19 protein-coding genes are annotated in these 23752 nt (G+C 70.5%); 2 read left to right on the forward strand and 17 right to left on the reverse strand.

The window, feature by feature from the left end; translation table 11 throughout:
• Window positions 1-14: 14 nt before the first annotated feature.
• The 17 genes from ettA to ACOZ38_RS36025 all read right to left on the reverse strand — a co-directional run bounded on the left by ettA (window position 15) and on the right by ACOZ38_RS36025 (window position 21592).
• Window positions 15-1679 carry an energy-dependent translational throttle protein EttA gene (gene ettA, locus ACOZ38_RS35945; RefSeq protein ID WP_424535453.1) on the reverse strand — a complete coding sequence of 555 codons (1665 nt, stop codon included), beginning with the start codon at window positions 1677-1679 and terminating at the stop codon, window positions 15-17.
• Between the two features lie 10 nt (window positions 1680-1689).
• Window positions 1690-2994 carry a GGDEF domain-containing protein gene (locus ACOZ38_RS35950; RefSeq protein WP_405140589.1) on the reverse strand — a complete coding sequence of 435 codons (1305 nt, stop codon included), beginning with the start codon at window positions 2992-2994 and terminating at the stop codon, window positions 1690-1692.
• Window positions 2995-3748: 754 nt separating this feature from the next.
• Window positions 3749-4909 (reverse strand): single-stranded DNA-binding protein, encoded by a 1161-nt coding sequence (locus ACOZ38_RS35955; RefSeq protein ID WP_424535454.1) that lies wholly within the window; start codon window positions 4907-4909, stop codon window positions 3749-3751.
• A 247-nt stretch (window positions 4910-5156) separates the two neighbouring features.
• A complete protein-coding gene (locus ACOZ38_RS35960; RefSeq protein ID WP_424535455.1) occupies window positions 5157-6806 on the reverse strand; it encodes a GTPase in 1650 nt (549 codons plus the stop codon).
• Window positions 6803-9598, reverse strand: a complete 2796-nt coding sequence (locus tag ACOZ38_RS35965; protein ID WP_424535456.1) for a GTPase — start codon at window positions 9596-9598, stop codon at window positions 6803-6805. The genes ACOZ38_RS35960 and ACOZ38_RS35965 overlap by 4 nt, the downstream gene beginning before the upstream one ends.
• Window positions 9595-10830, reverse strand: coding sequence for a uroporphyrinogen-III C-methyltransferase (gene cobA / locus ACOZ38_RS35970; protein WP_405140593.1), 1236 nt, complete (start codon window positions 10828-10830; stop codon window positions 9595-9597). Before cobA ends, ACOZ38_RS35965 begins: the two co-directional genes overlap by 4 nt.
• A gap of 55 nt (window positions 10831-10885) precedes the next feature.
• On the reverse strand, window positions 10886-11911 hold the full coding sequence (gene speB / locus ACOZ38_RS35975) for an agmatinase (RefSeq protein ID WP_405140594.1): 1026 nt from the start codon (window positions 11909-11911) through the stop codon (window positions 10886-10888).
• Between the two features lie 141 nt (window positions 11912-12052).
• Complete coding sequence (gene cobT, locus ACOZ38_RS35980) at window positions 12053-13177, reverse strand: nicotinate-nucleotide--dimethylbenzimidazole phosphoribosyltransferase (protein WP_424537150.1); 1125 nt, start codon at window positions 13175-13177, stop codon at window positions 12053-12055.
• A 9-nt stretch (window positions 13178-13186) separates the two neighbouring features.
• On the reverse strand, window positions 13187-14296 hold the full coding sequence (locus tag ACOZ38_RS35985; RefSeq protein WP_424535457.1) for a sirohydrochlorin chelatase: 1110 nt from the start codon (window positions 14294-14296) through the stop codon (window positions 13187-13189).
• Between the two features lie 161 nt (window positions 14297-14457).
• The gene (locus tag ACOZ38_RS35990; protein ID WP_424535458.1) at window positions 14458-15546 is read right to left on the reverse strand and encodes a GNAT family N-acetyltransferase; all 1089 of its coding nucleotides are present in this window, start codon (window positions 15544-15546) and stop codon (window positions 14458-14460) included.
• 205 nt (window positions 15547-15751) lie between these two features.
• Window positions 15752-16924, reverse strand: a complete 1173-nt coding sequence (locus tag ACOZ38_RS35995) for an ABC transporter permease (RefSeq protein ID WP_424535459.1) — start codon at window positions 16922-16924, stop codon at window positions 15752-15754.
• Complete coding sequence (locus tag ACOZ38_RS36000; RefSeq protein WP_424535460.1) at window positions 16921-17847, reverse strand: ABC transporter ATP-binding protein; 927 nt, start codon at window positions 17845-17847, stop codon at window positions 16921-16923. Before ACOZ38_RS36000 ends, ACOZ38_RS35995 begins: the two co-directional genes overlap by 4 nt.
• Window positions 17840-18157 (reverse strand): winged helix-turn-helix domain-containing protein, encoded by a 318-nt coding sequence (locus tag ACOZ38_RS36005; RefSeq protein WP_424535461.1) that lies wholly within the window; start codon window positions 18155-18157, stop codon window positions 17840-17842. The genes ACOZ38_RS36000 and ACOZ38_RS36005 overlap by 8 nt, the downstream gene beginning before the upstream one ends.
• Entirely contained in the window at window positions 18154-18594 is a 441-nt protein-coding gene (locus ACOZ38_RS36010) for a hypothetical protein (protein WP_424535462.1), read from the reverse strand. Before ACOZ38_RS36010 ends, ACOZ38_RS36005 begins: the two co-directional genes overlap by 4 nt.
• 133 nt (window positions 18595-18727) lie before the next feature.
• On the reverse strand, window positions 18728-19384 hold the full coding sequence (locus tag ACOZ38_RS36015) for a LutC/YkgG family protein (protein ID WP_424535463.1): 657 nt from the start codon (window positions 19382-19384) through the stop codon (window positions 18728-18730).
• Entirely contained in the window at window positions 19381-20796 is a 1416-nt protein-coding gene (locus ACOZ38_RS36020; protein WP_424535464.1) for a lactate utilization protein B, read from the reverse strand. Before ACOZ38_RS36020 ends, ACOZ38_RS36015 begins: the two co-directional genes overlap by 4 nt.
• 19 nt (window positions 20797-20815) lie before the next feature.
• Window positions 20816-21592 (reverse strand): (Fe-S)-binding protein, encoded by a 777-nt coding sequence (locus tag ACOZ38_RS36025; RefSeq protein WP_405140603.1) that lies wholly within the window; start codon window positions 21590-21592, stop codon window positions 20816-20818.
• Between the two features lie 88 nt (window positions 21593-21680).
• Here ACOZ38_RS36025 and ACOZ38_RS36030 point away from each other — a divergent pair, with 88 nt between their 5' ends.
• Window positions 21681-22376 carry a FadR/GntR family transcriptional regulator gene (locus tag ACOZ38_RS36030; protein WP_405140604.1) on the forward strand — a complete coding sequence of 232 codons (696 nt, stop codon included), beginning with the start codon at window positions 21681-21683 and terminating at the stop codon, window positions 22374-22376.
• A gap of 70 nt (window positions 22377-22446) precedes the next feature.
• Window positions 22447-23466, forward strand: a complete 1020-nt coding sequence (locus ACOZ38_RS36035; protein ID WP_424535465.1) for an LLM class F420-dependent oxidoreductase — start codon at window positions 22447-22449, stop codon at window positions 23464-23466.
• Window positions 23467-23752: the final 286 nt, after the last annotated feature.

Here is a 23752-nt window from a genome sequence, read left to right on the forward strand (position 1 = left end):
CTCGATGCTCTCGATCAGTCGCGGGTGAGCTTGCGGTAGGTCACGCGGTGCGGACGTGCCGCGTCGGCGCCCAACCGGTCGATCTTGTTCTTCTCGTAGTCGGCGAAGTTGCCCTCGAACCAGAACCAGCTGGAGCCGCCCTCCCACGCGAGGATGTGCGTGGCGATGCGGTCGAGGAACCACCGGTCGTGCGAGGTGATGACCGCGCAGCCCGGGAACTCCAGCAGGGCGTTCTCAAGGCTGGACAGCGTCTCGGTGTCGAGGTCGTTGGTGGGCTCGTCGAGCAGGAGGACGTTGCCGCCCTGCTTGAGCGTGAGAGCGAGGTTGAGCCGGTTGCGCTCTCCACCGGACAGGACACCCGCGGGCTTCTGCTGGTCGGGGCCCTTGAAGCCGAACGCCGCGATGTAGGCGCGGGAGGGCATCTCGACATGGCCGACCTTGATGTGGTCGAGCCCGTCGGAGACGACCTGCCAGACGTTCTTCGCCGGGTCGATGTTGCTCCGGCCCTGGTCGACATACGAGATCTTGACGGTCTCGCCGATCGTGATGTCACCGGTGTCGGGCGTCTCGTTGCTCATGATCATGCGGAACAGGGTGGTCTTGCCCACGCCGTTGGGACCGATGATGCCGACGATGCCGTTACGGGGCAGGTCGAAGGAGAGATCCTCCATGAGCAGCCGGTCGCCGAACCCCTTGCCGAGGCCGGTGGACCGGATGACCGTGGTGCCGAGCCGGGGCCCCGGCGGGATCTGGATCTCTTCGAAGTCGAGCTTGCGGAACTTGTCGGCCTCGGCGGCCATCTCCTCGTAGCGCTGGAGACGCGCCCGGCTCTTGGTCTGGCGGGCCCGGGCGTTGGAGCGCACCCACTCGAGCTCCTCCTCCAGGCGCTTCTTCCGCTTGGCGTCTTTCTGGCCCTCGACCTTGAGGCGGTCCGCCTTCTGCTCCAGGTAGGTGGAGTAGTTGCCCTCGTAGACGTGGCAGCGGCCACGGTCGAGCTCGAGGATCCACGTCGCGACCCTGTCGAGGAAGTAGCGGTCGTGGGTGACGGCGAGGACGGTGCCGGGGTACTTCTCCAGGTGCTGCTCCAGCCACTGGACGCTCTCGGCGTCGAGGTGGTTGGTGGGCTCGTCGAGCAGCAGCAGGTCGGGCTGTTCCAGCAGCAGCTTGCAGAGCGCGACCCGGCGGCGCTCACCACCCGACAGCTTGGTCACGTCGGCATCCGGCGGCGGGCAGCGGAGGGCGTCCATCGCCTGTTCGAGCTGGCTGTCGACATCCCACCCGTTGCGGTGGTCCAGCGCGTCCTGCAGCTTGCCCATCTCGGCGAGCAGCTCGTCGCTGTAGTCGGTCGCCATGAGCTCGGCGATCTCTTCGAACCGGGCGCGCATGGCGAGGGTCTCGGCGACCCCCTCCTGGACGTTGCCCAGCACGGTCTTGGACTCGTTGAGCGGGGGCTCCTGCTGCAGCATGCCGACCGAGAAGCCGGGCATGAGCCGGGCGTCACCGTTGGACGGCTGCTCCAGGCCGGCCATCATCTTGAGAAGCGTCGACTTACCAGTGCCATTGGGGCCCAGCACACCAATCTTGGCTCCGGGCAGGAAATGCAGCGTGACGTCGTCGAGGACGACCTTGTCGCCGTGCGCCTTGCGCACGCGCTGCATCGTATAGATGTACTCGGGCATGCTCCTAAGACTAGGGGATAGCGCCGTCGGAGTTGTCCGCTACCGCACGAGGCCCGGGGGGCGGTGCCACCGGGAGGCAGATGCGGTCGCGGCCGAGCTCCTTGGCCCGGTAGAGAGCCAGGTCGGCCGCGGCGAGCAGCTCGATGAGGTCGTCGCCGTGAACGCTCATGATCGCCACTCCGGCGGAGATCGTCACCGTGATCAACGCGTCGTCCACCGGGATGGCCATGCGGCCGACACGGGAACGCAGGCGCTCGGCGACCCTGCGAGCCTCGGTGATGTCGGCGCGCGGCAGCAGCACCACGAACTCCTCGCCGCCGAACCTGCCGACGACGTCATAGTCACGGAGCTGGCTGCGGAGGGAGGTGGCGACGCCCGCGAGGACTTGGTCGCCGACCAGGTGGCCGTAGGTGTCGTTGACCCGCTTGAAGTGATCGATGTCGACGATCAGGAGGGCGAGCGTCTCGCCCGTGCGACGGGCCCGGACGATCTCGGTGTCGGCCTCCCGCTGCCAGGCCGTGGCGTTGAGCAAACCGGTCTTGGCGTCGGTGCGGGCGGCGGCCTTGAGCTGGGCGTGCAGCAGGCTGCGTTGCAGGAGCACCACCGGAGGGAGCGTCACCACCAGCAGAACCGGGCTCAGCCCGCACGCGATGGCGACCAGCACCCCGAGGCACAGCTCGACGACGTCGAGGAGGACCCTCTCGCGGTCCCACAGGACATCGCGCCAGCGGGTGTCGGGATCGGCCATGTGGAGCGCGATGGCGATCAGGGCGGTGTTGAGCACGGTGAACAGCACCGCGCACCCCACCGCGAGCGCCAACGGCCCGCCCGACCCGAATGACCTGCCTGTCGGATCTCGCACGAGCGAGTGGAACACCACAGAGGCCACACCGGCCGCGAGACCGATGGCCGCGGCGCTGAACACCCGGCGGTAGACCACGGTCGCCCTGACCCGGATCTGCAGCAGGAGCTGCAGGGGCAGGGGGGCCAGCAGGGCATAGACCGGCGGGAGCAGTAAGGCGACCGGAAGCCACCACGCCGAGAGCAGGTCGCGGGACACACCTGCCGGCATGCCCAGACGACGGGTCGCCTCGATGCAGACCGCTCCACACGCCATCAGCGCCACGAAGGTCAGGAACTCCGACCAGCGGAACTCGGTCTTCGTGGCGAGGAACCCCGCCGCGGACAGGGCGAGCCCCACGGTGGCGCACAGATAGACGACCAGGGCGGCGGGCTGCGCCAGCAGCGGCCATCGATCGGCTAGCGAGAGCATGCCGCCGCGTGGCTCGACCGAGATTTCACCGGACGCCGTCATCACATCCCCCAACGCGCACTTCCATCGGGACTGGTTCGCTGTCTCGACTCTACGTCTCACGATGTGTAACACAATAGTCGCGGAGTGTGCGGCTCGCGATGGGAACCGCTACGTTGTGCACTGCGGCCATCTCCGTCCGTTGGCCATGACGTGACCGCTCCCTGTTGAGCGGCCCCCCTGCGGGAAAGGAGCAGCCATGGTGCGAGGCATCATCTGGACCTGATCAGGTGCCCGAACACCCACCCCAACCGCCGCCACGCCGGTGCCCGAACATCCACCCCAAGCGGCACCGCACCACGCCGGTGCCCGAACACCCACCACCACCCCAAGCGGCACCGCACTACGCCGGTGCCCGAACACCCACCCCAACCGCCGCCGCGCCAGTGCCCGAACACTCACCGCCACCACCCCAAGCCGCACCGCACTACGCCGGTGCTCGAACATCCACCTCAAGCAGCGCCGCGCCCCGCGAACCCACTCGGGCTCACCAGGGCCCGCGAACCACTCGGCCCACCGCGGCCCGCGAACCCACTCAGGCCCACCGCGGCCCACGAACCCTCTGCTCGAGACCTCCCAGCGGCCACACACCAACCGCGCCGCACGGCTCGAAGCCACCGCAGTGGGTGCGTCGGCCGCGCTGGAGATGCGGGGCGCAGCCGACACGTTCCGCTGGATGAGAGCCCAAGCTGACGAGCGCTCAAGCTGGCGAGAGCCCAAGCGGCGAGACGTCGGGCAGCCTCGCCCAGGTGAGCGCTCAGGCGGCGAGACGTCGGGCAGCCTCCCCCTCGGGCCACGACTCGGAGCCTGCCGGGTCTTCCACCGAGTCGCTCCCGGCCTTTGTGCGAGTGGCCTTCGCGCGAGCGCGCCGGGAACCACCGTCTTCGGCTGATCCCCTGACCGAGAGACCGGCCTCGTCGGATCCCGCGAGGGCGAGACCCTGCCCGGCGGCCTCCTCTCGGGAGGGCTCACCCCGGAGAGGCTCGTGGCGGAAAGGCTCGCCCCGGCGAAGCTCGTCTCCAAGGGGCTCGTCACGGAGCGGCTCGCCTCCGGAGGGCTCGCCCCGGGAGGGGTCGTCCCGAAGGGGCTCATGGCGGGAGGGGTCGTCCCGAAGGGGCTCATGGCGGGAGGGGTCGTCCCGGAGGGGCTCGCCTCTGGAGTGCTCGCCTCCGGAGTGCTCGCCTCCGGAGTGCTCGCCTCCGGAGGGCTCGTCGCGGGAGTGCTCGTCGCGGGAGTGCTCGTCGCGGGAGTGCTCGTCGCGGGAGTGCTCGTCGCGGGAGTGCTCGTCGCGGGAGGGCTGGATTCCGGTCGGGTCCCCGTCGGTGAGATCGAATGCGGCTGGGCCCGCGAAGGAGCCATCGGCGTCTCCGGGGGTGGAGGAACCGGTGAGAGCGAATCGCGAGGCCCCTGCGGCCGAGCCGTCGGCCTCACTGATCGGGCCGACGAGCTCCCAATCGCGGGTGCTGGAGGCGAGTCGCTCTCGCGCGAGGTCGTCGAACGCGGGGGTCGAGGCGCCGCGCTGAGCCTTCTCGAAGCGGCTGACGCCACGCCTCAGGTCGTGGCCGACCGATGTGGCCTCGACCTCGGCGAGGAACCGCCGCTCGCCGTCACGCTCGTACGAGCGGATGCGCAGCTTGCCGTGGACGACGATCGGCTGCCCGAGCTTGATCGACTGGGCGACGTTCTCTGCCAGGATTCGATAGCACCGGACGGCGTAGAAGGTGGTCTCGCCGTCGTGCCACGACTGGGACGCCTTGTCGAACACGCGTCGCGTCGAGGCGAGCCTCAGTGATGTGACTCGGGTGCCGTCATCGAAGTGGTACTGCCGGGGGTCGGCGGCGACGTTGCCGTTCAGCGTGATGTAGATGTCGTTCATCGTGCCTCCCATGGCGGACCGGCGGACGTTCTCCGCCGACATGGAAGCCAGCTTGTCCGGCCCGCCACCAGCCCCGACCCCTCGAACCGCGTTCTGTGGATTTCCCACCGCGCCACACTCCCGGCCTGTGGAAAACCCCGGCCTCACCGCGGCGGCCCGGGCCTCGAAACGGAGTGGAAACCCCTCGAAGCAGAGTCAAGACGGGGTACCGCCGTACGTCGCTGCCCGTCAGGACCGGCGAGCCGCCGGACCGTACAGGCGGCGGCGAAAGGCGTACGGACGGCGGGAGTCAGCGGCGGCCGGTGGTCAGGGCGGCGAAGAATTCGTTGTAGCGCCTGAGCTCGTGCTCCACCGGCTTGATGACCATGTCCTTGGACACCGCCGAGATCCGCCGGCGCATCTCCCGTTCGAGCTGGTCGCGCTCCTTGCCGGCGCCCAGCACCACGAAGTTGCGGCTGGCGATGGCCGACAGTAAGCCCAGCCCGAGCACGCTGACCATCATCAGCCCCAGCCAGGGCAGCGCCGAGACGTCGCCCAGCAGGTCGGAGGGCTCGCGGCCCACCTCGAAGACCCCGTACAGCAGGATCGCCCCCGCCCAGCCGACCCCGGCGGCGAACAGCACGACCAGGAGGTACTGCCAGATCTTCAGCAGCCACCACCACCCGGGCACGCGGTCGAGGCGCGGGGCGATCTCGGTCAGCTCTCCGGAGAGGACCTGCGGCAGCTTGTTCAGCTGCGAGCGCGCGGCGTCGCGGACACCGTTCTGCCATGCCTCCGGCATCCCGGAGCTCAGACCGTCGGCCAGCGCCTGTACGGCGGTCTCGACCTCGGCGGGCTGGGCGCTGACCGACGCCGCGGTCACGGCCTTGATCTCGTCTCGCACGTTGCCGAGGCGAAGGCTGTTCATGGGGTCGGGACGCAGCCGCGATGCCCATCGGGCGTACGGCCAGCCGACCCAGTCGATGGAGCGCACGCCGTAGACGTTCTCCATCGCCTCCCCCACGGCCGGCACGCCGACCGCGTCGCACAGGGAGTCGGTCAGCCCTTCCTGCCTGGCGAGGTCGACGGTGGGCTGCACGACCATGGCATCGGGCGCGGGCATCACCTTGGTCAGCTTGCCCATGATGCGGTCGAGATCGGCCTCCAGACGCTGCACGGCGGCCCGCCGGTTGCCGACGGACTCGGCGAGCACGCTCTTGAGGCTGTTCACGCCCCTGCCGGTGGTGGCCGACGTGGGCACGATGCGCGGGTGCTGCACGCCTTCACGCTTCAGCAGGTCGGAGAGGTCGACGACGCACTCGGCCAGCTCCTCTGGGGCCAGCCGGTCGGCCTGGTTGAGCGCGAACACGGTGATCGCCTCGTGCCCGGCAAGCTCCGCGACGTACTTGCTGTGCGTGGCGGCGTCGGCGTACTTCTGGGGGTCGAGCACCCAGACGATCAGGTCGACCACCTGGATCAGGCGGTCGGCCTCGTGGTCGGTGATGGCCCTGATCGAGTCGTGGTCGGGCAGGTCGAGCAGGATCAGGCCGTGAAGCTGACTCTCTCCCCTGTCCAGGGCGCTGGCACGGGCGAAGCGGTGCCGCCACTGGATCTGGAGCCAGTCGAGGAGCGGCCCGGCGCCGTCCAGACCCCAGACGCACGCGTGCGTACGCGCGGTCGTCGGCCGGCGCACGCCCGTCGGAGACAGCTCCAGCCCGGAGATGCGGTTGAACAGGGAGGACTTGCCGCTACCCGTGCCACCGGCGAGGGCCACCACGGTGTGATCGCCGGAGAGCTTGAGACGGTCGCCCGCGCGGAGCAGCAACTGCCCGGCCTCGGCGATCAACGCGGGGTCGACCCTGCCGGGGCCGAGCTCCACGATCCTCGCGAGAGCCGCGAGCCGGTGGCCCAAGTCGTTCCGCGTATCCATCGTCCCGGCACGCGCGCCGCTGACACTCATCGGGCGACCTCAAGGTTGTACGTTGCCTGGTAGAGCCGCTTGGCGGCGGCCTCGTCGGGGATCCCCGCCTCGTCGAGCACCTGGACGTACCGCAGCGTCTCCTCGTCGAAGAGCACGCTGATGCGGGCTCGCAGGTCGCTGCGCGCCCTGGTGCCGATGCCGCGCAGTGACTCGGCGCCGAGCACCCCTCGCAGCAGGCGCTCGGGCAGGGTGCCGGTGCCGGAGGAGGCGGCGACATCGGAGCTTCCGTAGCCGAGCAGCCCGATCATGAAGACCAGCGAGAGCGACCCCTCGTCGAAGGCGACCAGCTTGGCGACCGATCGCTTGGTCACGGCGCCCGAGTGGATCAGCGCCACCACGTGCTCCTGCCAGGCGCCGATCGTACGGCCGACCCGGCGCGCGAACTCGTCCGACGGGCGGCCGAGGCCGGGGGCGGCGGCGAGGCCGTCTCCGACGCCGTCGCGCTGGCGCCACCTGACGACGACCTCCTCGGCGGCCCGCTGCCCGGCGGAGACGATCACGGATTCGAGCCCGGAGCGGAGCGCCGCCTTGAAGGCGCGCAGCCGCGCGGGGGCCTGCTGGCTCGTCTTGGTGGCCACACGGCCGGGACGGCGCAGGTGGAGGGTCTTCATCAGGTCGCCGGAGCCCGCGAAATCCTGCCAGCGGGCGAGGACCTCGCCCCGCAGCAGCGATCCGTCGGTCGTCACCTCGTCGATCTCCGCCAGCGCGCCCATGTAAGCGGCGTCCACGTCGGTGCGGAGCTCCGCCCGGAAGGCGACCTGGGCCTCCAGGTGCCGGGCCAGCGCGGGGACGCGGACGCGGAAGCTGTTCAGGACGCCGTCGAGGGTCGCCTGGACGGCCTGCGAGCGGCGCTGGTCGTCGACCGACAGCTCGGTCAGCCACATGCGCAGCTCGGCGACCTCCTCCTCGGGAAGGCGCCCCGCGGTGACGGTCGACTCGTTGATGACGAACCGCTCGACGTCGCCGAGACCGTACTCCTGGAGCATGCGGGAGAAGTGCTTGTCGATCACCTCTCGCGACCTCACGGGCACGCGCGAGAGCACGATGGCCAGGCGGGCGCCGCGCTCCTTGGCGAGGCGTAACAGGTTCCACGCGGGCGCGTCGGCGTAGCGTGTCGCCGTGGTGACGAAGACCCACAGGTCGGCGGCGTCGAGCATGCGGTGGGCGACCTCGTGGTGGGTCTCCACCACAGAGTCGATGTCCGGGGTGTCGAGCAGGGCCACCCCCTGCGGAAGCCGCTCGGTCGTGGCGAGGACGAGGGTGTCGAGAGAGCCGTCGTTGCCCGGCCTGTCGACGCGGATCATGCCGCCGAGCACCTCGCCCTTGGCGAACCACTCGCGGTCGTCGGGGTGGCAGGCCAGTACGGGCGTGCCCGTGGTGGGGCGGCGCACGCCCGTGGAGCTGACCTTCGCGGCGGCGAGGGTGTTGACCAGGGTCGACTTGCCGGCCCCAGTGGAACCGACGACGGCGATGAGAGCCGGCGCGGTGCTCATGTGCACGCGCGGGATCACGTAGTCCTCGATCTGGGCGAGGATCTCGACCTGGGCCTTGCGGGCCTCCTCGACCCCGGGGACGTCCAGGCCGAGCCGCAGCCCGGTGACGCTGTCCCGCAGCCCGGACAGCGCCGACGTCAGCGCCCGCGAGACGGGCTTGGGCAGCGGCACCTCTCGTACGTGCTCGGAGGTCTGGAAACCCTCTTCGTCCTGCTCATCCTCATCGGAGCCGTCGACCTCGGCGGCCTGGTCGAAGCCGTCGTCGGCCGCCTGGACGGCCCCGGCGGGCTCCCACACCCCGCGCGACCCGGTGTCCTCGGCGCCCGACTGCGAGTCACCGTGGGCGCTCTGGGAATGCGTCTCCTTGAACGGGTCGAAGGAGACGCCTTCCTGCACGGGTAGGACGTCCTGGCGGTCGGCTGAGACGTCCTCCTGTACGGCCGCGTCGTCCTCGGCGTCAGCGGAAACACCTTCCGGGACGACCGAGACGTTCTCAAGACCAGCGGAAACGTCCTCAGAACTGGCCGGAACGCCCCCCGAACCAGCAGGGACGTCCTCCAGCGCCGCCGAGCCCTCCTCAAGATCGGCGGAAAGGTCCTCTCGAACGACCGGGACGTCCGCGGAATCCGCCGGGACGTGCTCATCAAACACGGCCGGGACGTCGTCGGGACCTGTGAAGACGTCCTCACGTACGGCCGAGACGTCCTCCGAACCAGCGGGAGCGTCCTTCTGCTCGGCGGGGACGTCCTGCCGCACGGGTAAGACGTCCGGCGGGTCAGCGGAAACAACCCCCGTGGTCGAGGAGACGTCCTGCTCCTCGGCGGAAACGGTCTCCGGAGTCGAGGAGACGTCCTGCTCCTCGCCAGAGGGGTGGTCCTGCGCCGATTGAGTGGTCTGAGCCTTGATGGGAGCGAAAGCATTGAACGTCGGCTGCTCGGGGGCGGGGTCACTCGTGCCGGTGTCACCGGTCGCCACCCCGGCGGCCTGAGCCCTGACCGGGGCGAACACATCGAACGCGGCCGGAACGGGCCCGGCGTCATCCACCGGACCGTGGTCGGCGACGGGGGTTTCCGGGGCACCGGCCTGGACGGATGACGCGTCGCGGGCGGCGGGGGTCTCGGCGTGACGGGGGTCGTCGTCGCCGGCTCCGATCGCCTGGAACGTTATCGTCTGCTCCTCTGGGGTCTCGGGGGTGCTGCCCTTCCCCTCGATCACCGCGTCACCTGACTGCTCGGTGTGCTCATCGGCGCACTCCGTCTTCTTCGCAGTCGATTTCACGGAACCCGCTCCGCTCGAACCATCTCGATCTCCTGGCCGACCCTGACGACGTCACCGACGACCACGATCGCCGGCGGCCGCGTCCCAGCGGCGATCACGCGCTCCGCCACCGTGGAAAGGCTGGCGTAAAGAGCTCGCTGGGTCGGAAGAGTACCGTCCTGTACCACCATCACGGGGGTTTCCGGCGAACGTCCGTCTCGTATGAGTGTGTCGGCGATCATGGCTATTCGTTCAACAGCCATCAGAAGTACCAGGGTTCCCGGTGATCTCGCCAGTCCCGCCCAGTCAACAGTTGATTTCGGATCGTCCGGCGCCACGTGAACGGAGATGACGTGGAACTCCTGGCTCACTCCCCGGTGGGTCACCGGCACCCCGGCGGCGGCGGGCACGGCCACCGCGCTCGTGACCCCGGGCACCACCACGACAGGGATGCCGGCCCGCGCGCACGCGAGCATCTCTTCGCCACCCCGGCCGAAGACGAAGGGGTCGCCCCCCTTCAGCCGGACGACGAACCTGCCCTGCCTCGCGTGCTCGATCAGCAGCTCGTTGATCTTCTCCTGCGCGAGGTAGCGGCCGTACGGGATCTTCGCGGCGTCGATCAGCTCGACGTCGGGCGCCAGCTCGTCCAGCAGGGCGCGGGGTGCGAGGCGGTCGGCCACGACCACGTCGGCCTGGGCCAGGAGCTGGCGCCCGCGCACGGTGATCAGGCCAGGGTCGCCAGGGCCGCCGCCGACCAGCGCGACGCCGACGGGCTTGGTGCGGTTGCGTCGGGCGTCGACCGTGCCGTCGCGCAGGGCGCCCACCACGGCGTCCCGGATGCCTGCGGCGCGGCGCGGGTCGCCCCCCGCGGTGACGGCCACGCTGATCTCGTCGACCTGCCCGCTGGCGGGGGTCCAGGCGGCGGAGGCGTCGCGGTCGTCGGCGCGCACGCACCAGATGCGCTTGGCCTCGGCCTCGGCGGCGATGGCCGCGTTGACGGATCGGCTGTCGGTGCACGCCTGGACCAGCCACGAGCCGTCGCAGTCACCGACCTGGTAGGAGCGGCGTTCCCACGTGATGAGGCCGTCGGCGATGAGATCGTCGAGAGCCGGCGTGACGCTCGGGGACACCAGGGTGACCGACGCACCCGCGTCCAGCAGGGTGGGGACCCTGCGCTGGGCCACGCGCCCGCCGCCGACGACGAGCACGCGCCTGCCGTTGAGCCGAAGACCGAGCAGGTAGGGCGACGACATGGGACGGTGTTCCCTTTCCCGGGAAGAGGCAAAACCCGTTGTCCGTGAGGTAAACCTACAGGCCTTCCGCCGTAGGAGGCGCAGCCAGCCTTCCCTCCAGAAGGGGCTTGCGCGGATCCCACGGCTCGCCTCCCGCCTCGACCTCACGCTTGCGCGCGATCGCCGACAGAGCCTCGAGGATGACGCGGTTCCCGAGGTAGGCGGTGATCTCCGCATGGTCGTACGGCGGGGCGACCTCGACCACTTCCAGGCCCACCACCGGCAGCTCGTAACAGATGCGCCGGACCGAGTCGAGGAGCTGCCGCGCGGACAGGCCACCGGGCTCGGGGGTGCCCGTGCCCGGCGCGTGGGCGGGGTCGCACACGTCGATGTCCACGGAGAGGAACACGCCGTCGCAGTCGTCGGTGGCGATGGCGAAGGCCTCGGTCAGGCACTCGGTGAGCCCTCGCTCGACGATCTCGGTCATCTCGTACGAGCGCATGTTCTGCCGGGCCATCCAGCCGAGGATCTTCGGACCCGGCCAGTAGCCGCGCAGGCCGATCTGCAGGAACCTGTCCCCCCGGATCGCCTCGGACTCGATGAGCCGCCGCATCGGCTGGCCGTGCCCGTACAGGTGACCGAACTCGATGTCGCCGGTGTCGGCATGCGCGTCGAAGTGGATCATGGAGACGCGTCCGAACCCGTGGTGGCGTGCCACACCGCGGGCGTCGGGCAGCGCGACGGTGTGGTCGCCGCCGAGGACGAGCGGGATCGCCCCGGACGCGGAGATCGTGTAGACGGCCTCCTCGATGTTCCTGATCGAGCCTTCGATGTCGCCGGAGTAGCACTCCACGTCACCGGCGTCCAGGACCTTGAGATCCTGCAGGGCGTCCACGCGCAGGGCCATGCTCGGCCGGGAACCGTCGTGGGGCAGGTAGCAGGCCTGCCGCAGAGCCATCGGGCCGAAACGCGCGCCCGGCCGGTTGCTGGTGCCCCCGTCGAAGGGGGCTCCGACGATCACGACGTCCGCTCCCGCGAAGCTGTCCGGATCGCCGAGGTCGCAGCGTTCCACACCGAGGAAGGTGATGTCGGGTCCGAACATCGGGCCGTAGCGCATCAGGGTCCAATCATGCTCTGTAGCAGAATGTCACCATTTAACCGCATTCGCGCAGAATGCAATCGAAGCCGCCGACAGCGCCAGATGCCCCGGACCGGGTCCGCCGCCCGGTCTCAGGGGCAGGGACTAGATCTCGTCGAGGGCGGCCTGGGCGTCCTTGTCGGTTACGCCCGCGGAGTCGAAGGTGGCCACGTCGTGCATGACCCGGACGGCCGCGCTCACCAGCGGGTACGCCAGCAGGGCACCCGTGCCCTCGCCGAGCCGGAGCTCCAGGTCGACCAGGGGGCGGAGGCCGAGATGGTCGAGCGCGATGGCGTGCCCGGGCTCGGCCGAGCGGTGCCCCGCCACGCAGTAGCCGACGGCGCCGGGTGCCAGAGCGGCGGCGGCCAGCGCGGCGGATCCGGCGATCACCCCGTCGAGGATGACCGGCACCCGTGCGGCGGCGGCACCGAGGACGAACCCGGCGATCGCGGCGTGCTCAAGCCCGCCCACCGCCGCCAGCCTGCGCAGCGCGTCCTCCACCGCCCCGGACGGAGAACCGTGCTCGACCGGTGCCATGCCCTCGGAGATGCCGTTGACCTGGAGGCCCCTGCGGACGATCTCGATCTTGCGGGTGAGGGTCGCGGCGTCGGCGCCGGTGCCCCTGCCGGTGGTCTCCACCGCGTCGGCGCCCGTGAAGGCGCAGATGAGGGCGGCGGACGCGGTGGTGTTCGCGATGCCCATGTCACCGGTGATCAGACAGACGGCGCCGGCCCCGATGAGGTCGCGGGCCACGGAGATGCCGGCTTCGATCGCCGCCACGGCCTGGGCCGCGGTCATGGCCGGGCCGCGTGACAGGTCGGCCGTGCCGTACGCGACCTTGCGGGAGACCAGGCCGGGCGCCTCGGGCAGGTCGGAGGCGACGCCGACGTCCACCACGGTCACCGACGTGCCGACCTGGGCGGCGAAGGCGTTGGCCACGGCGCCGCCCGCGAGGAAGTTCGTCACCATCTGGGTGGTGACCTCCTGCGGCCAGGGACTGACCCCCTGGGCGTGCACGCCGTGGTCGGCCGCGAAAATGGCCAGGGCGGCGGGCGTGGGAAGCGGCGGCGGGCAGACACCCGCGACGCCCGCGAGCCGCACCGCGACCTCCTCCAGCACGCCCAGCGCGCCACGCGGCTTGGTCAGGCGGTCTTGGTGTGCCCGCGCGTCGGCCATGGCCTGCCGGTCGGCCGGCCTGATCGCCGCCAGGGTCTGCCGGAAGATCTCCATGCTCATCGGTCAGACCAGCCCGTCGACCATCGCGGCCTCGTCACGGGGAAGCATCCGCACCCTGGGCCGGCCCACGCGGACGACGTCCTGACCGCCCTCGTCCAGGGCCTCGACACCGTCAAGGGACAACTGCACGCCCACCTTCTCCAGAAGCTCGTCCCCAGCCTCGCCTGAAACCAGCGGCTCCGCAATGCCCAGAACGCGTTCTTCGGCGTCCTCCAGCGGCCACAGGTCGGCGGCGCCCAGGGGCTCGTCCTCGGAGTCGGCCACGGGCTCGGCGCAGTCGTGGCCGGGCGGGCGCCCGGAGGGGTCGGTCGCCTCCAGCACCTCCTCGTACCGCTCGATGATCAGGTCGGCGAGACCCTCGCAGTCGCCGATCACCTCGGCGCAGCGCACATCGAGGTCGATGTGCCCGGCGGCGTAGGCCAGGGCCTCGGCCCAGATGCGTTCGAGCACTCCCCCGGCGAACAGCAGGTAGGGGAGCACGACGACCCGCTTGGCGCCCAGGCGGCGGCAGCGCTCGATGCCCTGGGCGACGCTCGGCGGGGCGTCCGCGACGTAGGCCGTCTCGACGGTCAGCAGCTCGGGCGCGTGCGTCTCCCAGAACAGCCGCGAGACGCGGTGCACCTCGGCGTTCACCCCGGTGTCGGCGGACCCGTGGCCGACCAGCACGACGGCGGTCTCGGCGGGCGACACCGGCTCCCACGGCACCTCGCCGTGCTCGTCGGTCATGGAGACCGAGGCGAGGCGGGGCATCTCGGCCAGCGCGTCGGCGAGGCGCTCGGCCATCAGCGCGAGCACCTGGGGCGAGGCGCCGAGAGCCCTGCCCTGGTCGCAGGCGAGGGTCGGATGGACCACGCGCGCCCTCGCGATCGCGGCGGGGACGTCCTCGCTGTCGCCGAGCGCCAGGGGAACCGCCACCAGGCGGTGGTGACCCCGGGCGACCAGCGAGGCGACGGAGTCACTCAGCGACGGACGTCCCTTGGCGACGAACCCACCTGACACATCCGCCACTAACTGGTCGAGCCGGCACCGCAGCCGGTGGACGAAACGGCCGAACTCTGCTGCACCGGTGTCGTCGTGGGCGCCGTGCCCTATGAGAAGGAGCGGCGGCTTCATGTGGATCTCCGATACTTTGACCTGCGGATATGTTGGTCGGGCCGAGAGGATATCCGAATCTGTCAATCCATGGACATCGCTTTGCGGAGCATTTGGTCAAGACAAGACCGACCGTTCATCGTGATCTGGGTCGGCGGGAGCGCGTGGCCGCCGGTCTTACCTCAGGCTGTGCCGCCCTTGAGCAAGCTGAACAGCACGGCGTCGGAGATGCCCCCTGACACGGGCAGGGCCCGCCGGAGCACTCCCTCCTCGACGAACCCGGCCTTGCGCGCGACGCCCTGGCTGGCGACGTTTCCGACGGCGGCGAGCAGCGTGACGCGGTGGAAGCCGCGCATCATGAGGAAGGTGGTGACCGCGCGCGTCGCCTCCCAGGCGAAGCCCTGGCGCCGGGCCCACGGCGAGATCCAGTAGCCGACCTCGACGTCCCCCCGCTCCCAGTCGGCCCGCTGCACGCCGGCGGACCCGGCGAGGCGGCCTCCGGCCTTGGGCTCGATGGCGAACTGCACGCCGTTCACGGAGTCGGCGTGGGCGAACCTGGTGCACCAGTCGTACGCGCGCTGGAGGTCGTACCCCTCGGCCCACGGCATCCAGCGGTGGATCTCGGGGTCGCCGTCGACGGCGGCGAAGACGTCCCTGGCGTCGGTGCCGGTGAAGGGGCGCAGGATGAGGCGCTCGCTCTCGAGCCGGACCCCGGTGCCGAAGCCCCGGCCGTTCATCGTGGGCGGCCCCATGATGATGTCGCGGGAGAGCAGCCCGAAGACCACCAGGTCGTGCGGGCCGTCGTCCTCGAAGCCCGCGCCGCGCAGCACGCCTTCTCGGGTGAAGCCGGACTTCTCTGCGACCCGGAGCGAGGCGGTGTTGTCGAGGTTGGCGCGGAGCTCCACCCGGCGCAGGCCGCCCTTGGTCAGCATCCACTCGGTCAGCCCGCTGACGGCTTCGGGGGCGTAGCCACGGCCGCGGTGCGCGGGGTGCACGCCGTAGCCGATCTCGGCGGTGGCGGCGCCCCAGACGGTCTTGAACAGGCTGACGGCCCCGACGATCGTGCCCTCGGCGACCATCGCCAGGTGGATGCCCTGCCCGGACCGCCACAGCTCGTGGACTCCGTACGACAGCCACTGGGCCACGCCGGACACGTGGCCGGGCACGCCGGGCGGGAGGAACCGCGCCTCGGACTCGATGATCGCACGAACCCGGTCGGCGTCGCGGGGACCGAAAGGCCGTATGACCAGCCGCCTCGTGGTGATCGTCAAGTGCTGATCGAAACCGGTCAATTCAATCCCCCTTGTACGGACATATCAGCTCACCGCACATCGGGGGTTGTCCGCAACTTGACGGGCCCTTGGTGGAGGGACAAGGTCGGCCGACCCCCAAGGACCCGATTTTCTCACGTCACAGCCGTCCCGGCAGACGACTCACCACCCGGGCGGCACATCCGTCGAAGGCACGTCGAAGGCACTAGGAGGCGGTCCTCAGCGCCTCCCGCCACCGCACCCGCGCGCCCGTACGCAGCACCGCGCGCTGGTAGATGCGGCCGCCGGCGTACAGCACGGCCGCCGCCGCGAGGACCATCAGGCCCATCGCCAGGCCCGTCTCCCAGAGCGGCACCTCGATGACCGCGGACCTCACCGGCATGACCATGGCGGAGAACGGCGGGACGAGCGACAGCACGTGCGTCAGCGTCCCGTCCGGCGACTGGACCGCGACGAACCCGATCAGGTAGCTCGCCATGAGCAGCATCGTCGCGGGGGTGAGCACGCCGCTGAGCTCCTCCTGACGCGACACCAGCGAGGCGATCGCCGCGAACATCGCGGCGTAGAAGGCGTAGCCGAGCAGGAACCACACGATCGCGCTCGCCACCACGCCGTACGTGCCGTCGGGCAGGTTCGGCACCGCGCCGGTGATCTGGGCGGCGGCGAGACCCACACCGGCGATCACCACGATCTGCGACAGACCCAGCACGCCGAGGCCGATGACCTTGCCGCCCAGGAGCTGCCACGGGCGCACGGCGGTGAGGAGGATCTCCACGATCCTGCTGCCCTTCTCCTCCACCACGCCCATGGCCACCCAGGTGCAGATCTGGATGAGCAGCATGAACAGGATGACGACGATGACCATCGCGATCACGCTGCGGACCGTCGCGTCCTCACCGCTGCCGTTGAGGGTCACCTCCTTCATGGGCGGCACCCGCAGAGCCTGCCCGACCTTGGCGGGATCGAGGCCGGCGGCGGTGAGGTTCTCCTCGGTGGCCACCGTGCGGTGGGCGGTGTCGAGGATCACCGACAGACCCCGGCCGACCACGGTCTTGGAGATCACCGTCGCGTTCCCCACGACCGCCGCCTCGACGTCGCCGTCCGCGACGGCCTTGCGCGCCGCCGCCTCGTCCGCGTAGCGGGTGATCTTGACGGTGAGGTCGTCCCCGGGCGTGACCTGCGCGGTGAGCGCCGCCTGGAGCCGGTCGGCCTGCGCGCCCACCAGGCCCACGGTGTAGTCGGAACCGCCGCCGAGCAGCTTCGGAAGGGCGGCGAGCACGGCGACCAGCACCGCCGTGACGATCAGGCCGTAGCGGTATCCCTTCGTGCGGCCCCTCACGCCGATCTCGCGCCGGGCGACCAGGGCTATGGCGTTCACGCGACCACCTCACGGAAGATCTCGGCGAGCGATGGCTCCTGCCATCCAAAGTGCTGGACGCGGCCCGCGGCCGAGGCGACGCGCAGCGCCTCCTGGTCGTCGCCCGGCGTGAGGATCACCTCGTCGTAGCGCTCCTCGGCCATGCCCGCCTGGGCGGGATCGCCGTGGGGCGGCCGGTCGGTCTTGGCGATGATCTCTCCGGGCAGCCGGTCGGTCCACCCGGCCTCAGCTCCGGTCACGATGACGCGCAGGCGCTTGCGCGACTCCCGTGCGCGCAGCTCCGCCACGGTGCCTCCGGCGATCATGCGGCCGGCCTTGATGATGCCGACCGAGTCGCACAACCGTTCCACCAGGTCGAGCTGGTGGCTGGAGAACACGACCGGCACCCCCGCGGCCGTACGCTCGGCGAGCACTCCGGCCAGGGCGTCGACCGCGATGGGGTCAAGGCCGGAGAACGGCTCGTCGAGCACCAGCACCTCGGGCTCGTGGATGAGCGCCACCGCGAGCTGCACGCGCTGCTGGTTGCCCAGCGACAGGCTGTCCACGTCGTCGCCGCGCCGCTCGGTGAGCCCGAGCCGCTCGATCAGAGCCTCCGACGACCGCCGCGCGGCCTCCGCGCCCATGCCGCCGAGCATGCCGAAGTACTCGATCTGCTCGGCGACGCGCATCTTGGCGTACAGCCCGCGCTCCTCCGGCATGTAGCCGAACCTGCGGCGGGTCTCGAAGCCCGCCCGCCTGCCCTTCCACCGGACCTCGCCGCCGTCGGCGGCGAGCACGCCCATCACGATGCGCATCGTCGTCGTCTTGCCCGCGCCGTTGGCGCCGACGAAGCCGAACATCTCGCCGGGGCCCACGGTGAGGCTCACACCGTCGAGGGCCACCGTGTCGCCATACCGTTTCCTGAGCCCGTCCACCTCAAGCATGGGGGGATCCCTTCATGATCTTTTCGAGTACGGAGACGTACTCCTGGAAGGCCTCGCGGCCCTTGGGGGTGAGCGAGAACCACGTGCCGGGCTTCTTGCTGACGAAGGCCTTCTGGACCTTGACGTAACCGGCCTCTTCGAGGGTCAGCATGTGCTTGGACAGCAGGGAGTCGCTGACCTCGATCGTGTCGCGCAGGAACCGGAACTCGACGTTCTCGGCGGCGGCCAGCGCCGCCATGATCGACAGCCGCACGGGCGTGTGGATGAGCGGGTCGAGGTGGTGCCGGGGGTGGGCTCCGTTACCGGTCACCGGTCGTGTTCCCACGTTCGCAGGCGCCAGCCCGCGTACAGCACGGGCGTCGCCGCGACGACCGCGACGGCGATACCCGCCGGCAACCACCAGCCTGAGGGGCTCTTGGGGACGAGGGAGGCGAAGAACGCCGCGCCGACCATCACGGCCCCCCACGGAAGCGCCACCAGGTACTGGAAGCGGGAGATGCCCCGGCCGTGCACGCCCTGCATGTAGACGTAGACCAGCGACAGCGCCGTCATTGCCACCCAGGCGATCATGGCGACGATGCGGAGGGTCAGCGGGCCGAAGAACATCGCCGACCAGTAGAAGACGGTCGCGACACCCCAGACGAGATACATGCGCCCGGCCCATTTCGCGGACCGCCCGACCTGCTGCCGCATGCGGCCGATCTCCTTGAGCGCGGCGTCCGCGCCCAGATCGTCACTGTCGTTCATGGGCTTCTCCCTCCTTCACGCGTTCAAAACAGTAGCAAGTACTCAACTCTCATTCAAGTGGTGTCTTCTGGGTCAAGAAATGACGAACCCCGGCACGGCCGTACGAGCCATACCGGGGTGTCGCCTCGCCGGGCTACGGGAGGGTCTCCGCGATGATCACTTCCAGCGTGCGGGGGCCGTGCACGCCCTCGACGCGATTCAGCTCGATGTCGCTGGTCGCCGAGGGCCCGCTGATCCACGTCAGGGGCCGTACCGGGTCGAGGCGGGCGACCGCCTCCGGCACACCGCCCACCACCTGCCCGGCCCGCACCACGCACAGGTGGTAGTCCGGCACGAGGGTCAGAGCCCTGCGTCCCTGGCCGGGACCGGCGTCGAGCACGATCGTGCCGGTCTCGGCGATCCCGGCCGCGCAACCGGTGATCACGCCGTCCGCCGTTTCGAGACGGGCGGCGCTGAGCGGCGGATCGTCCAGGAGCCGCTCCAGGCCGGGCGCGGCGGCCAGCCACTCCTCCGGCAGCCCGTCCGGCACGACCACCCGCCGCACGCCTCTGCCTGACAGCGCCACGGCGACGGCGGCCGCGACCTCGTTCTCCGGTACGACATGGACGATCGCCCGGTAGTCGCGGACCCGCTCGGCGAACAGCTCGACGATCAGCTCGCGGGGGCCGGACACGTGGCCACTCGTCCGGTAGCGGCGGGGGATCTCCACCTCGGGCGCTCCCGCGACGGCCGCGCGGATCCGGGAGAGGATCTGGTCGCGGGAGCTCCGCGTCTCGGACGGACGGCTCATCGGTGGCCTCCCTCGGTGCGGTCCCACCAGTCGCGGAACGACTCCTCCGGCACCGGCGGGACGTCCCTGGTGTCCGTCCACGCCGCGCCGGGGCCCGGCAGGCGCCTCTTCGGCACGAGCTTCCTGAACCGGCTCGCCAGGCGCTGTGCGCGCTCCAGCCGTACCGGCGTGCTGAGCACCCATCCCGCGGCCTTCAGCCCGAACCGCTCGGCCGGGCCGTGCGGCGCCCTGGACCGCAGGTGGACGAGCACCTCGGGGATGTCGATCGCGACCGGGCACACGTCGTAGCACGCGCCGCACAGGCTGGAGGCGTACGGCAGCGAGGCGTCGAGCTCTGAGGCCATCCCGCGAAGCTGCGGGGTGAGGATGGCCCCGATCGGCCCCGGATAGACCGAGCCGTACGCGTGGCCACCGACGCGCTCGTACACCGGGCAGACGTTGAGGCAGGCGGAGCAGCGGATGCAGCGCAGCGCCTGGCGCCCGATCTCGTCGGCCAGCACCTTGGTCCTGCCGTTGTCGAGGAGCACGAGGTGGAACTCCTGGCCCTCGGTGGCGCCCGTCCACATGGAGGTGTAGGGGTTCATCCGCTCGCCGGTCGAGCTCCTCGGCAGCAGCTGCAGGAACACCTCCAGGTCGCGCCAGGTGGGCAGGACCTTCTCGATGCCGACCACGCTGATCAGCGTCTCGGGCACGGTCAGGCACATGCGGCCGTTGCCCTCGGACTCCAGTACCACCAGGGTGCCGGTCTCGGCGACCACGAAGTTGGCCCCGGAGATGCCGACCTTGGTGGCGAGGAACCGCTCGCGAAGGTGCAGGCGCGCGGCCTCGGCCAGGGCCCTCGGGTCGTCGCTCAGGCTCTCGGGCGCGGGGCGTCCCCATTCGGCCATGTGCTCGCGGAAGATCTCCCGGATCTCCGAGCGGTTGCGGTGGATGGCCGGAACCAGGATGTGGGACGGCCAGTCGTCGCCGAGCTGCACGATCAGCTCGGCGAGGTCGGTCTCGTAGGCGGTGATCCCTGCCTCGGCCAGCGCCTCGTTGAGGCCGATCTCCTGGGTGGCCATCGACTTGACCTTGACCACCTCGGTCTCGCCGGTGGCTCTGACCAGGCCGGTCACGATCTCGTTGGCCTCGGCGGCGTCCGACGCCCAGTGCACGTGGCCGCCCGCGCCGGTGACCGCCTCCTCGACCTGGAGCAGGTAGCGGTCGAGGTTGCGCAGCGCGTCGTCCTTGATCGCCTTGCCCGCCGCGCGCAGCTCGGCCCAGTCGGGCAGCTCCTCGACCACGGACGCCCGCTTGGCGCGGATCGTGTGCGTCGCCTTACGGAGGTTGTACCTGAGCTGGGAGTCCTGGAGTGCCTCCTCGGCGTTCTCCGGGAAGGCGGGCATGCCGAGGAAGGTGCCGGGGCCGGTCATCGTGCCTCTCCTTCGCGGGTCACTGGTCCGCCTCCGTCGAGGCGAGGATCTCGGCCAGGTGCATGACCCGCACGCCGGCGCGCATGCGGCTGAGCGTGCCGCCGATGTGCATCAGGCAGGAGTTGTCGGCGGCGCAGAGCACTTCGGCGCCCGTGGACACGATATTTCCGACTTTGTCGGCACACATGGCGGCCGAGACCGCCGCGTTCTTCACCGCGAAAGTGCCGCCGAAACCGCAGCACTCCTCCGCGCCGGGAAGGGGCGTGAGCTCCAGCCCTCGTACGCTCTGGAGCAGCCGGGTGGGCTTGTCGCCTACGCGGAGGCCGCGGAGCGAGTGGCAGGTCGGGTGATATGTCACCCGGTGTGGGAAATATGCGCCTACGTCGGTGACGCCGAGCACGTCCACCAGGAACTCCGACAGGTCGTACACCTTCGGGGCGACCTCGGCCACCTCCTCCGCGAACGGGGAGTGCCCGCCGTGCGCCCCCGCGAACGCCCCCGCCCGTGTCGCGCCCATGCCCGCCGCCAGCTTCGGGTACTGCTCGCGGACCATCGCGGCACACGAACCCGACGGGGCGACCACGGCGTCGTAGCCGCGGAAGACGTCCAGGAAGTGCCGCGCCAGCCGTACCCCCTCGTCGCGGTATCCGGTGTTGACGTGCATCTGACCACAGCAGGTCTGGGCCGTGGGGAACTCCACCTCGCAACCGAGGCGGCGCAGCAGCGTCACGACCGCCTTCCCCGTGCCCGGGAAGAGCGTGTCGTTGACACACGTGACGAACAGGGCTACCCGCATCGGACCCCTTCCTTGCGTCACTCCGGCCGGAGTGGAGTGATGAAGCCGAGTATGGTCAGACCATACTCCAGGGCAGAAGGAGGGTCACGTGGCGGGCAAGGCGCGGCGGACACGCGCGTTCGAGGAGGTGCTCCTCCAGGTCGAGCGGCGCATCGCCGACGACGGGCTCAGGGTGGGAGACCGCCTCCCCGGCGAGCGGCAGCTCGCCGAGCAGCTCCAGGTCAGCCGGGCCTCGGTGCGCGAGGCACTCCGCGTGCTCGAAACGCTGGGCGTGGTGTCGTCGCAGGCCGGCCGGGGTCCGGACGCGGGGGCGGTTCTCACCTCGCGCCCCGACAGCGCGCTCACCGACCTGCTCCGCCTCAGCCTCGGCCTGTCCAGCCTGTCACTGCGCGAGGTCATCGACACCCGGCTGATGATCGAACGCTGGTCCGCAGAGCACGCGGCCCGCGCACCCTCCCCCGCTCCCGAGGCTCCCGACGCGATGGCGGCGGCCATACGGGCCATGGAGGCGGCGGCGACCGCCGAGGAGTTCGTCGAGCACGACATCGCGTTCCACGTGGCCATCGCCGAGGCCTCCGGCAACAGGCTGGTCGCGGCCGTGATGCGGGCCCTGCGCGACGCGATGCGCCGGTACGCCATCGAGGCCGTCGAGGGCCTCGGCGACACCGGCGTGCTGCGGGAGGACCACCTGCGGATCCACGCCGCGATCACCTCGGGCGACGCGACGGCGGCCGTCGAGGCCGTGACCGCGCACCTCGCCCACGCCTACCCCGAGCTCTTCTGACTCTCGACCGGTAGAGCTAGAACGTGTTCTAATTACGAGGCGATGGGTCGTACTCCCAGGAGGTCTGGACATGAGCGGTGACCTGAAGCTCGGGCTGAACGTCGGCTACTGGCAGCGGAACGCCGACGACGCCACCGAGGTGGTCCAGACGGCCGAGCGGCTCGGATACGACTCGGTGTGGACGGCCGAGGCGTACGGGTCAGACGCCTTCACCCCTCTGGCGTGGTACGGCGCGCGGACCAGCAGGATCAAGCTCGGCACCAGCGTCGCGCAGATCTCGGCGCGGGCGCCGGTCACCACCGCGATGACCGCGATGACGCTCGACCACCTCACCGGAGGCCGGCTGCTGCTGGGCATCGGCGCGTCCGGTCCGCAGGTCGTGGAGGGCTGGTACGGCCGGCCGTTCCCCCGGCCGCTCGCCCGCACCCGCGAGTACGTCGACATCATGCGCAAGGTGTGGCGCAGGGAAGAACCGGTTACCAGCGACGGCCCGCACTACCCGCTGCCGTACCCCGGCGGGGCCGAGCTCGGCAAGCCGCTCAAGCTGATCACCCATCCCCTGCGGCCGGAGATCCCGATCTACCTCGGCGCGGAGGGGCCCAAGAACGTCGCGCTGGCCGCCGAGATCACCGACGGCTGGCTGCCGCTGTTCGTCTTCCCCGAGAAGATCGAGAGCATGTACGGCGAGGCGCTGGCGGGCGCCAGGCCCGGCTTCGACATCGCGGCGATGGTGCTCGTGATGATCACCGATGACATCCAGGCCGCACTGAACGGCGTGAAGATGATGCTCACGCTGTACATCGGCGGCATGGGCGCCAAGAGCCGCAACTTCCACGCCGACATCGTCGGCCGCATGGGCTTCGCCGACGCGGCCCAGAAGATCCAGGAGCTCTACCTCGCCGGACGCAGGGACGAGGCGTTCGAGGCGATCCCGGACGAACTGGCGGACGGCATCTCCCTGGTCGGCCCGGCCGGCCGCATCCGCGAACGCCTCGAACTCTGGCGCGACAGCCCGGTCACCAACCTCCTCGTCATGGGCCCCCGCGACGAGCCCACCCTCCGCTCCATCCGCGACCTGGTACTCGGCTAACCGCTCCCCCAGCGCCCACGTGCGCACTATGCGCAGATCAGCAGTCCAGCGACGCACGGCCGATCACCCCTGCGTTCGTTCCCGATCCAGCGGCGAGGCCGGGGCTGGAGCAGGGTGTGGGGATCCTCGACGGAGCGGGTCAGCGATAACAGCAGGGTGACGCCCTCGACGCCCGGCGCGTCCACTGGCGCCTCCCGCATGGTAAGCGTCGACACCGACGGGCACTGAGTGGGTTACGTCCCGCCGTCCCGCTCCAAAATGGCGTAGATCTCACTCGTGCACACGT

The sequence above is a fragment of the Sphaerisporangium viridialbum genome (genome assembly GCF_049674955.1).
Classification (GTDB): domain Bacteria; phylum Actinomycetota; class Actinomycetes; order Streptosporangiales; family Streptosporangiaceae; genus Sphaerisporangium; species Sphaerisporangium viridialbum.

Excerpts from the sequence above, each read along its gene's own strand:
- ACOZ38_RS36010 (WP_424535462.1), bottom strand. The coding sequence starts at position 18,594 with ATGAACGACAGTGACGATCTGGGCGCGGACGCCGCGCTCAAGGAGATC.
- ACOZ38_RS35985 (WP_424535457.1), bottom strand. The coding sequence starts at position 14,296 with ATGAAGCCGCCGCTCCTTCTCATAGGGCACGGCGCCCACGACGACACC.
- ACOZ38_RS35960 (WP_424535455.1), bottom strand. The coding sequence starts at position 6,806 with ATGAGTGTCAGCGGCGCGCGTGCCGGGACGATGGATACGCGGAACGAC.
- ACOZ38_RS35955 (WP_424535454.1), bottom strand. The coding sequence starts at position 4,909 with ATGTCGGCGGAGAACGTCCGCCGGTCCGCCATGGGAGGCACGATGAAC.
- ettA (WP_424535453.1), bottom strand. The coding sequence starts at position 1,679 with ATGCCCGAGTACATCTATACGATGCAGCGCGTGCGCAAGGCGCACGGC.
- ACOZ38_RS35950 (WP_405140589.1), bottom strand. The coding sequence starts at position 2,994 with ATGACGGCGTCCGGTGAAATCTCGGTCGAGCCACGCGGCGGCATGCTC.
- cobA (WP_405140593.1), bottom strand. The coding sequence starts at position 10,830 with ATGTCGTCGCCCTACCTGCTCGGTCTTCGGCTCAACGGCAGGCGCGTG.
- ACOZ38_RS36020 (WP_424535464.1), bottom strand. The coding sequence starts at position 20,796 with ATGACCGGCCCCGGCACCTTCCTCGGCATGCCCGCCTTCCCGGAGAAC.
- ACOZ38_RS36025 (WP_405140603.1), bottom strand. The coding sequence starts at position 21,592 with ATGCGGGTAGCCCTGTTCGTCACGTGTGTCAACGACACGCTCTTCCCG.
- cobT (WP_424537150.1), bottom strand. The coding sequence starts at position 13,177 with ATGGAGATCTTCCGGCAGACCCTGGCGGCGATCAGGCCGGCCGACCGG.
- speB (WP_405140594.1), bottom strand. The coding sequence starts at position 11,911 with ATGTTCGGACCCGACATCACCTTCCTCGGTGTGGAACGCTGCGACCTC.
- ACOZ38_RS36015 (WP_424535463.1), bottom strand. The coding sequence starts at position 19,384 with ATGAGCCGTCCGTCCGAGACGCGGAGCTCCCGCGACCAGATCCTCTCC.
- ACOZ38_RS36000 (WP_424535460.1), bottom strand. The coding sequence starts at position 17,847 with ATGCTTGAGGTGGACGGGCTCAGGAAACGGTATGGCGACACGGTGGCC.
- ACOZ38_RS36035 (WP_424535465.1), top strand. The coding sequence starts at position 22,447 with ATGAGCGGTGACCTGAAGCTCGGGCTGAACGTCGGCTACTGGCAGCGG.